Source organism: Novosphingobium beihaiense (assembly GCF_022832375.1).
GTDB classification, from domain to species: domain Bacteria; phylum Pseudomonadota; class Alphaproteobacteria; order Sphingomonadales; family Sphingomonadaceae; genus Novosphingobium; species Novosphingobium beihaiensis.
The window spans coordinates 1-7,780 of sequence record NZ_JALHLG010000082.1; the positions used below are offsets into that span (position 1 = coordinate 1).

At 60.4% G+C, this 7,780-nt stretch carries 7 protein-coding genes and 1 pseudogene; 3 read left to right on the plus strand and 5 right to left on the minus strand.

Annotated elements, in window-relative coordinates:
- Window positions 1-32 precede the first annotated feature (32 nt).
- The 3 genes from MTR66_RS20855 to MTR66_RS20865 all read right to left on the minus strand — a co-directional run bounded on the left by MTR66_RS20855 (window position 33) and on the right by MTR66_RS20865 (window position 1,238).
- On the minus strand, window positions 33-212 hold the full coding sequence (locus MTR66_RS20855; protein WP_243924621.1) for a hypothetical protein: 180 nt from the start codon (window positions 210-212) through the stop codon (window positions 33-35).
- Between the two features lie 283 nt (window positions 213-495).
- On the minus strand, window positions 496-750 hold the full coding sequence (locus MTR66_RS20860) for a hypothetical protein (RefSeq protein WP_243924623.1): 255 nt from the start codon (window positions 748-750) through the stop codon (window positions 496-498).
- Entirely contained in the window at window positions 747-1,238 is a 492-nt protein-coding gene (locus tag MTR66_RS20865) for a hypothetical protein (RefSeq protein ID WP_243924625.1), read from the minus strand. Before MTR66_RS20865 ends, MTR66_RS20860 begins: the two co-directional genes overlap by 4 nt.
- A 276-nt stretch (window positions 1,239-1,514) precedes the next feature.
- Between MTR66_RS20865 and MTR66_RS20870 the strand changes: the two genes are divergently transcribed.
- Window positions 1,515-2,198: a toxin-activating lysine-acyltransferase gene (locus tag MTR66_RS20870; RefSeq protein WP_243924627.1), complete on the plus strand. Its 684-nt coding sequence runs from the start codon at window positions 1,515-1,517 to the stop codon at window positions 2,196-2,198.
- 57 nt (window positions 2,199-2,255) lie between these two features.
- Here the strand turns inward: MTR66_RS20870 and MTR66_RS20875 are convergent, their stop codons facing one another.
- The gene (locus tag MTR66_RS20875; protein WP_243924629.1) at window positions 2,256-3,722 is read right to left on the minus strand and encodes an HlyD family type I secretion periplasmic adaptor subunit; all 1,467 of its coding nucleotides are present in this window, start codon (window positions 3,720-3,722) and stop codon (window positions 2,256-2,258) included.
- Window positions 3,719-5,899: a type I secretion system permease/ATPase gene (locus tag MTR66_RS20880; RefSeq protein ID WP_243924630.1), complete on the minus strand. Its 2,181-nt coding sequence runs from the start codon at window positions 5,897-5,899 to the stop codon at window positions 3,719-3,721. Before MTR66_RS20880 ends, MTR66_RS20875 begins: the two co-directional genes overlap by 4 nt.
- A 246-nt stretch (window positions 5,900-6,145) precedes the next feature.
- Between MTR66_RS20880 and MTR66_RS20885 the strand changes: the two genes are divergently transcribed.
- Entirely contained in the window at window positions 6,146-6,499 is a 354-nt protein-coding gene (locus MTR66_RS20885; RefSeq protein ID WP_243924631.1) for an acyl-CoA thioesterase, read from the plus strand.
- A gap of 103 nt (window positions 6,500-6,602) precedes the next feature.
- Window positions 6,603-7,731 (plus strand): annotated as a pseudogene (locus MTR66_RS20890) (aconitase family protein); the annotation flags it as partial.
- Window positions 7,732-7,780 lie beyond the last annotated feature (49 nt).

A 7,780-nucleotide genomic window follows, 5' to 3' on the forward strand; every position in this document is an offset into this window, starting at 1 on the left:
GGCGCTCAGCAGACTGCTCATCCACACGGCGGTCATCCTGCCGCTCCGTTTCTCGTCATTGCCCGATACACGGCCCAGCCCGCCAAGCCGCCCAGCACCACGAGCACCATCGCCGCGGGCACCCGCCCAAGCGGTGCGACCAACGCCGTATCGACCGCGCGGTCGATCAACTTCACCATTCCTGATCGAGCGCCGACCCCGTCCTTGATCATGAAATCCAGAAAGCCTGTCGCCACGTGGAGTGCCAGCAACCAGAAGGTCAGAACCGCACAGATCGGCCCCACCAATCGTCCACGAGTCATCTCCGCAAGCCCCCCATCGGCTTACGGGGACAGTGCATTTGACCGCTCCTGCGGCGCAATCCCGCTAGGCCGAGACGGAATAAGGACACTATCACCGTAATTTTCAATTGGGTCTGATCCCCTGCCAGCGCCTCATCGTAAAAGGGCCTCAGAGTATTTCTGATCGGCGCACGGAATAGCTCGAGCGTCGTCGTCATGGCCAGACATCCTCAAAGAAGACTTCATTCTCGTTGCGATCATTTGGCGGGGTCAGCAGCCATCGGCCCAACCGGTTCATTTCGGCGCGCGCGCGATCCCGTCCCTTGGGGGTAAGGCCTTCCCAGCCGCCAGACATCACCACGAAGAAGGCGGGGTCGGGTTGGGACCACCCAAAATTTGGAGCCATCCAGGGGCTGGACATGCGATGACCATCGGTCATGACCGATGACTGGATGTCTAGACCATTCATTTCAGCATCGTCAAAACGTGGATCACGCAGAGCGCCTTGCAGGTTGTCAGCGGCATAGAGCGTAACTGGGTCGTATTCATCGTCCTCGCGGCGAACTGGCCACGTACTCCGCCGAGATTGGCGACGTGCACGACCCCCGGGCATTCCTCTTGGTAAATGTCCGGCTTAAACCGACCTAATAAGGGCGCGAGGATCGTTTTCCGGCTTGGGGATTCGACCTCATCCAAGTGATATTTGGCGACGGTATGATCGACCAGAATGCGGACCAGCCAATTCGTAGGAACATAGAGACGCGCGCCGCCGAACTGAATAATACGCACATCAGCATATTTGCCGTTAGCGAGACGTATATCGACGAGTTCAGGGGGCTCAGGACAATGCGGCGGCCGAGGCGGCGGACTCTCGGGCGATACCCACCCGTAAGCATCCTGCTTCTTCTGCCCGCACCCGCAAAGCACCCCCAGCGCCGACAACATCATCGATGCCATAAGCGTCCTCTTCATCGCGGTGAAACCACACGCAACGCAGCGCAAACCGCTCCAATTCTGAAAATCGCAACCGTGCCCACGATTCAGCCCCCTTACACACTGCATGGCACGACCGGAGACGAAGGCAAAGAGCACAAAAACAACCCCTTGCACCTTGATTTTTCCAAAACACTGAATTTCTCACAGTTAAGAGCACTCCAACTGACGCATTAAAAAATTTTAATGTAGGCCTAGAGAGAACTTTCTCTTCAAACGCCCCATTAACCATACAAATCGTTGACAGATACTCGTCAAACCATAGAGTTTCACTCTTCTTTCTATTCCTGCCTATTCCTGCGGAGACATTTTCACGTGACAGAAAAGAAGAACGGCGCGGCAGCTCCTGCTAGCGTACCTCAGGACCAGACCGCGATGCCACAGCTTGACCCGGACGTAGCGGCCAAGATCGCCTCGCTGCGCAGCCATGTGCGCGAGAGTTTCGGGAAGGTTGTGATGGCGATGATGATGATGCCGCGTTACCGGCATCAAACGCTTGCCGATCTGCAGCACCTTGTGCTTGAGCCGCTGGTCCGCGACCGGGTTGCCATAGCGCAGCGCAAGGGAGAGAATGGGCTGTCCGACGACAGCGCCGGTGTCGCCATCTGGGCCAGTGTCTCAGACGAAGCCGATGCGCGCATCCGTGAGCATATCAAAACCGGGACATGGCCGCTGCGCCTGCGTGCGGAAGACTGGAACTCCGGCTCGAATAACTGGCTGATCGACGTGATCGCGCCCGATCAGCGGGCGACCGCTGCCGTCGTCGCAAACTTCCGACAGGTGGTGAAGGAAGGCAGCCTGAGGCTCCACCCCCTGATCACACGCCTGCTCGACGAGGAAACGCTCAGGAAGATGGGCGCGCAGAAGGGTGATGGCAGCGCCGCTGCCCAAACGGAAACTCGCGAGCCTGAAACCGTCAACTGACCTGTAAGGGCAACAAAAACCGGCGGGCGTCACGAACGCTCGCCGGATTTTTTTGGCCTACTTCTCGCGCCCCGCCTCGTCGATGGTCTTGGCGATGGGCGACAGCAGGTACTGAATGATCCGGCGGCGGCCGATCACGATCTCCGCCTGCACTGCAAGACCGGGGCCGATCATCTGCTTCTTGCCGCCGACGTCGATCGAGCGCTGCAACAAGCGGATACGCGCCGCATAGACAAGCCCCTGCTGGGTTGCATGGCCGCTCGCATCGGTATGCTGCCCGCCCTGCTGACTCATATCGATCGCATCGCGGCTGATGGATTCCACCACACCAGGCACCACGCCGAAATCAGTAAAGGGGTAGGCCTCCAGCTTGACCCGAACTTTCTGCCCCTCTCGCACGAAGCCAATATCGCGGTTGAGAATCTGCGCCTCGACCACTGGCTGCGCCGCATCAGGTACGATGACCATGAGCGGCTGCGCGGGCTGGACGACCCCGCCGACGGTGCTGATCGCGAGTTGCTGCACCGTCCCTGCTACCGGAGCCTTAAGCGCCTGATATTCCCGCCGGCGCGAAGACTTGGTGACTTCCTCGCGCGCTACGCGGCTTTTGTCCTGCCCCTCGACCAACTGGCTGAGCGCGGTGCGGCCGAACGTACCGCGCAACTGCTTGAGCTGCGCATCGATCTCGGCGATCTGCGCCCGTGCCCGCCTGGCATTGGCGCGCTGCACCTCTAGGTTCTGAATATGCTCGACCCGCAGCTGCTGGTATTCGAGCAGCTTGAGCCGCGAGAAATAGCCTCGCTCCGTTAATTTCTCACGCGCGGCAAGCTGCTGGTCAACCAGCGGCAATGTGCGTTCAAGTTTGGCGATTTCGGCCTCCGCCGAAGACAAGTCCGCCTCGTGCTGCGCTTTGCGCTGCATGAGACCGGCGCGCTCACCTTCGAACTCGGCAATCGCGGTTTCGACATAGTCTCTCTGCGCGGCAGCCACTTCTGGCGGTGTACCTTCCGGCGCGGTGAAATGGACGCCTTTTCCACCAAGATAGCCTAGCAGCGCAGCGTTGCGCGCCGCCTGAAGCTCGCTGGTCAGATAGTTCGCCGAGGCCGCGGCCTCATCCGCCCCGGCCATCGTCGGATCCAGCTCGACCAGCAGTTGCCCTCTGGAGACCTGTTCCCCATTTCGTACCCGGATGGACCGCACAGTACCCAGTTCAACCGGCTGGATAACCTTGACATTGCCCGTAGGGATCACCTTGCCCGTCGCCGTCGCGATCACATCGACTTTACCGATGATCGACCACAGGAGCGCCAGCGTGAACAGCCCGCAGATCGCCCAGAGCAGATAGCGCAGCCCCGGGCTCGGCGGCTTTTCCATGATTTCCAGTGCAGCAGGAAGAAACTCGTGATCGCTGCGCGGGCGCGCGTTCGCGTCAGCCTCGTCCTGTCGGCGCCAGGCGACACGCAGGACATCCCAGTGTCGTGCGAGCGTGGGAAAGCGCGCGGCGATACGGTCTGCGAACTTCATACCCGCACGCCCATCTGCTTGGCGTAGAGCTGTGCATAACGGCCACCGCTGCGCACGAGTTCGTCGTGACTGCCCATCTCGGTCACTTCCCCCGCCTCAACGGTTATGATCCGGTGGCACTGGCGCACCGCCGAAAGCCGATGGGCGATAATCACCACCGTTCGCCCCTGGGCGATGCCCATCAGGTTGTTCTGGATGATCTCCTCGCTCTCGGCATCGAGCGCGCTGGTTGCTTCGTCGAGGATGAGGATGCGTGGATCGTTGATGAGTGCACGGGCAATGGCGATGCGCTGGCGCTGGCCACCCGAAAGGTTGCCGCCGCGTTCGTCGATCTGGGTATCGTACCCGTGATTGAGCTGCAGAATGAAGTCATGCGCGCCGGCCAGCTTCGCCGCCGCTATCACTGCCTCCATTGGCCGGGTCGGATCGGCCAGCGCGATGTTATCCCGCACCGAACGGTTGAACAGGATGTTCTCCTGCAACACTACACCAACCTGACGGCGCAGCCATGCCGGGTCCACCAGGGCGAGGTCCACCCCATCGACCAGCACCCTGCCCTGCTCGGGCACGTAGAGGCGCTGAACGAGCTTGGTCAGCGTCGACTTGCCCGATCCCGACGGGCCGACGATGCCCAGCATTTCACCCGGAGCAATATCGAGTTCGATCCCGCGCAACGCCTCGGGCGCATCAGGGCGGTAGCGAAAGCGCACTTTGTCGAAAGTGATCTGCCCGGCGACAGGCGGCAGACTGGCGCGGCTCGCATCGTATTCGGGCTCCGCCGGGGCATTGATCACGTCGCCCAGACGGTCGACCGATATCTTGATCTGCTGGAAATCCTGCCAGAGCTGCGAAAGCCGCAGGATCGGTGCGGCCACGCGGCCCGAAAGCATATTGAACGCGACCAGACTGCCGACCGTCAGGTCTCCCGAGATCACCTGCTTGGCCCCGAAGTACAGAATCGCAACGGTCGTCAGCTTGGAAACCAGCTGGATCAGATGACTGCCCCAGTTGGCCAACTTGGCCACCTCGAAACCGATCGTCGTGTAGCTGGAGAAGAGCTTCTCCCAGCGGTCGCGCATTTGCGGCTCTACCGCCATGGCCTTCAAGGTTCCGATACCAGTGACACTCTCAACAAGGAAGGACTGGTTCTCGGCGCCGCGCCGAAACTTCTCCTCAAGCTTCTCTCTCAGGACTGGCGAAACCACGGCCGAGATTACGACGTAAAAAGGGATCGACAGGGCAACAATCAACGTCAGGATCGGGCTGTAAACATACATCACCGCAAAAAATACTATGGTGAAGATCAGGTCGATGACCACGGTAACCGAGTTCGATGTGAGGAACTCCCGAATCCGGTCCAACTCACGCACACGCGCCACACTGTCTCCGACCCGGCGAGCTTCGAAATAGCTCATCGGCAACGCCAAGAGATGCCGGAACATCTGCGAAGACAGCTCGGAATCGACCCGGTTCGTCGTATGGGCAAAAAGCCAGTTACGCAGCGCCGACATCGCCGTCTCGAAGATCAGGATCACAGCGAGGCCGAAAGCGAGCACATCAAGCGTGGTCATCGACTGGTGAACCAGCACTTTGTCGATCACCAGCTGGAAGAAGATCGGCGACACGAGACCGGTCAGCTGCAGAAAGAACGAACCGACCAGCACATCTCGCAGCGGCGAGCGATACTTGACCAATGCCGGGATGAACCAAGACACGTCGAAGGGACGATTCTTGCCCGCAATCGCCTCACGGCTGGTCAGCAGCAGAACACGACCCGCAAAGCGCTCGGCCATCTCGTCGCCCGACCATACCTCCGGCCGCTCAGCATCGCCGCGCTGGACCAGATAGCGCGGTTTGACTGCGGCATCCTCTACGCGCAGCAGGATCACCGCGTCACCATCGGGCCGCTCGATCAGGGCGGGCGTGGGCAGCTTACTCAACTCATCGGCCTGAGCCGGCCGCAACCGCGCGATCAGGCCAAGTTTGCGCGCAATCCGGCTCAGATCCTCCAACGAATAGGGATCATCCCCCTTGCCCCGGTCATGCGCGATTTGCTGTGGCTCTGCCGGTACGCCAAGAAACTTGGCGAGTAGAACGAAGCAGGCCAGCGATGGATGCACAAACGCCTGCGCCGGAGCACCCACGCCCCCTCCGGCGGTATCCGGATCCAATTTCATTAAATTTTCGCACCTTATCGTCCCCCCTTGTCCTGTCAGACAAGGTGTTTGCTATCTGGCCGAGTACCAATACCGACGGAAAAGTAAAAGAGGACTGGAAGTAAAACTGGCAGCAAAGAGTGAAGGAATCACTCAACCGCACCAATATTACAAAAATTTAATAACGAGGCCGCATGGCGCACGAGGAGATACCGGTGATCGCCATTCCCCTGCCCCGCAGACACTGCGGAAACCCGTCTGTACGAGATGATCTTCCTCGAGCAAGCGAACCACTATGGCACGCTGTTTGGCGGCACCCCGCTTAGCCTCATGGGAAAGGCCGCCTTTGTCGCCGCAAACCGCCACGCCCGCGCGGCGATGGTCATGGCAGCCTCGGAAAGGATCGAATTTCACCGCGCCGTGCCTGTCGGCAAGTTCGTCGAACTGCACGCCCTCGTGATCCGCGAAGAGCGTTCATCGCTGACTGTCGAGGTGGCAATGACGGCCGAAAGCCTCACCAGCTGCAAACACTTTCTGGCAGCGAACGGTCATTTCAAAATGGTATGCATAGACGAAAGCGGCAAGCCCCTGCCGATCCGGCCGCATTCCGTAGTAACCTGAGCGACAGCGAATTCGCAAACTTCGCCGATTTGCAGATATTCGTTTGCAGATCTTCACCTTTTCAGTCATTTCTGGAGCGCCATGCCCTGGCGATAAGGCGCCCATGAACGACGCCTACCGCAAGAACCTTCCCGGCACGCAAGTCGACTACTTCGATACCCGCGCGGCGATCCAGGTGATCCGTCCCGGTGCCTACGATGGCCTACCCTATGAGCTCGTCCGCGGCTACGATCCTGCCATGCTGACCGATACGCTGACGCAGATCATAGAGCGCAAGCGAGATCTCGATTTCCCCTGGTATCCAGCGCGCGTCGTCTGCCATGACATTCTCGGCCAGACCGCACTCGTCGACCTTGCGGGCCTGCGCGATGCCATCGCCGACAAGGGCGGCGACCCAGCCAAGGTCAACCCGGTCGTGCCCACGCAACTGATCGTCGACCATTCGCTTGCCGTCGAATACGGCGGTTTCGATCCCGATGCCTTTGCCAAGAACCGCGCAGTCGAGGATCGCCGCAACGAGGACCGCTTCCACTTCATCGAGTGGACTAAGAGCGCGTTCGAGAACATCGACGTGATCCCGGCCGGCAATGGCATCATGCACCAGATCAATCTGGAGAAGATATCGCCGGTGATCCAGGTCCGCGACGGTGCCGCCTTCCCGGACACTTGCGTCGGCACCGACAGCCACCCCACACGTCGATGCGCTGGGCGTGATCGCCATCGGCCTCGGCGGGCTGGAGGCCTAGACGGTGATGCTCGGGCGCCCATCGATGATGCGCCAGCCCGATATCGTCGGCATCAAGCTAACCGGCCATCGCCATCCGGGTATCACCGCCACCGACATCGTCCTCGCGCTCACCGACGGTGAGGCCGTCGGCGACCGCGCGACGATCTCGAATATATGCCCGGAATACGGCGCCACGGCCGCTATGCTCCACATCGACAGCCAGACCATCAATTACCTGCTGCTGACCGGGCGCGATCCCGAACAGGTCCGGCTGGTCGAGGCTTATGCGAAGACGGCAGGCCTGTGGGCCGATGACCTCAGGAACGCCGAGTACGAACGGGTGCTGGAGTTCGACCACTCCACCGTCGTGCGCAACATGGCCGGTCCGTCGAACCCGCATCGTCGCCTGCCCACCTCCGCTCTCAAAGAGCGCGGCATCGCTGTCGATCTCGACAAGGCATCCGCTGAGGAGAAACAGGGTCTGCTGCCCGACGGTGCCGTCATCACCAGGCGATAATCAGGATGTTCCGGTACCCTGCGGTTTGAACGCGGCG